Origin of the sequence: Desulfovibrio sp. 1214_IL3152 (assembly GCF_036763055.1) — a bacterium.
GTDB lineage: Bacteria > Desulfobacterota > Desulfovibrionia > Desulfovibrionales > Desulfovibrionaceae > Desulfovibrio.
Map to the genome: position 1 here is coordinate 1 of NZ_JBAIYW010000002.1, position 1,283 is coordinate 1,283.

Sequence of the window (1,283 nt, forward strand, 5' to 3'; positions counted from 1 at the left end):
GATGCCGAGGTCAAAGCGCTTGGCCAGGGCCAGGCAGGTACGCACATCCGCTTCGGTATGTTCGCTGTGCCACGCCTCAATGGCGTTCAGGCCGCAATCTCTCAGACGGGCCACCTGCCCTTCAAGCCATCCGGGCGGCGCTTTCCACAACAGGGGGTGCGCCAGGCTCACGGTTGCGCCAAGATCCGCCAGCAACCGCACGATTGCCTCCGGCTCCAGCACTTCCTTGGGCAGATAGGCCTTGCCGTGGTTACCCAGAAATTCCTTGAAAACCTCACGGATATTTTTGGCATAGCCCTTGCGCAGCAGCACCTCGGCAATGTGGGGCCGCCCCACGCTTTCGCCCTTGGCTGCGGCCAGCACTTCTTCCATGCCGACATCAAGCCCCAGGTCTTGCAGTTTGCGCACAATACCCTCATTACGCTCGCCGCGCTTTTCGCGCAAAAAGGCAAGATTCTGCAGCAGGGCTTCGGGCTGCTCAGGCAACCACAGCCCCAGGATATGCAATTCGCCCAATTCTGTGCTTGTGGAAATTTCGCAACCACGAATCAGTTCCACCCCCAGTTCGCGCCCGGCGGCAGCGGCCTCGTCCAGGCCGGAAAGCGTATCGTGGTCTGTAACGGCAATGGCCCTGAGGCCCGCCTCGGCGGCTTTTGCCATGAGTTGCGCCGGAGAGTCAGTACCGTCGGACGCCCTCGTGTGGGTATGCAGATCAACCAGTTCCATAAAATACTACCTTAAGGGATGACTGTTATTAATAGCGCAAAATATCAATAGGGTGCAAGCCTTGAACTGGAAGAGGCATCACGGTATACTATTGGGCCATAACGAACCGAGCCTACCTCAAAAGAGAACGCATATGCCCATTAATACAGAAGAACTTTTGCGTATTCTGGCCTGCCCCAAATGCCTGGGCAGCCTCACGGCCCTGGAAGAAAGCGAAACTGTGGCAGGTTTTGCCTGCGCGGCCTGCCAGGTGGTGTACCCCGTGCGGAAAGACATCCCCGTCATGCTGGTGGAAGAAGCTGAAGACAGACCCACCTGGAACGCCCGCCATCCCCAGGCCAGGGAGCGTTCCTGATGCGCCTGCTTATTGCCTCTGACCTGCACGGCTCCATTGAAAGCCTGCGCTTTCTTATAGAAAAAGCCCGCCAGACAAAGCCCCACCTGCTGGTGCTGCTGGGCGACCTTGTCTACCACGGCCCGCGCAACCCTCTGCCCCAGGGCTATGACACGCCCTCTGTTCTGCGCGAAATGCCCGACCTTTCGGCGCTGCCCTGCCC

The 1,283-nt window shown here is 59.0% G+C and carries 3 protein-coding genes; 2 read left to right on the forward strand and 1 reads right to left on the reverse strand.

Annotated features, from left to right (window positions below):
- A partial coding sequence (locus V6C07_RS00025; protein WP_333534280.1) for a PHP domain-containing protein occupies window positions 1-726 on the reverse strand: 726 nt, incomplete at its 3' end.
- A gap of 133 nt (window positions 727-859) precedes the next feature.
- Between V6C07_RS00025 and V6C07_RS00030 the strand changes: the two genes are divergently transcribed.
- On the forward strand, window positions 860-1,081 hold the full coding sequence (locus tag V6C07_RS00030) for a Trm112 family protein (protein WP_333534281.1): 222 nt from the start codon (window positions 860-862) through the stop codon (window positions 1,079-1,081).
- Window positions 1,081-1,283: metallophosphoesterase (locus V6C07_RS00035; RefSeq protein WP_333534283.1), on the forward strand; the 203-nt coding region annotated here is incomplete at its 3' end. The genes V6C07_RS00030 and V6C07_RS00035, both read left to right, overlap by 1 nt.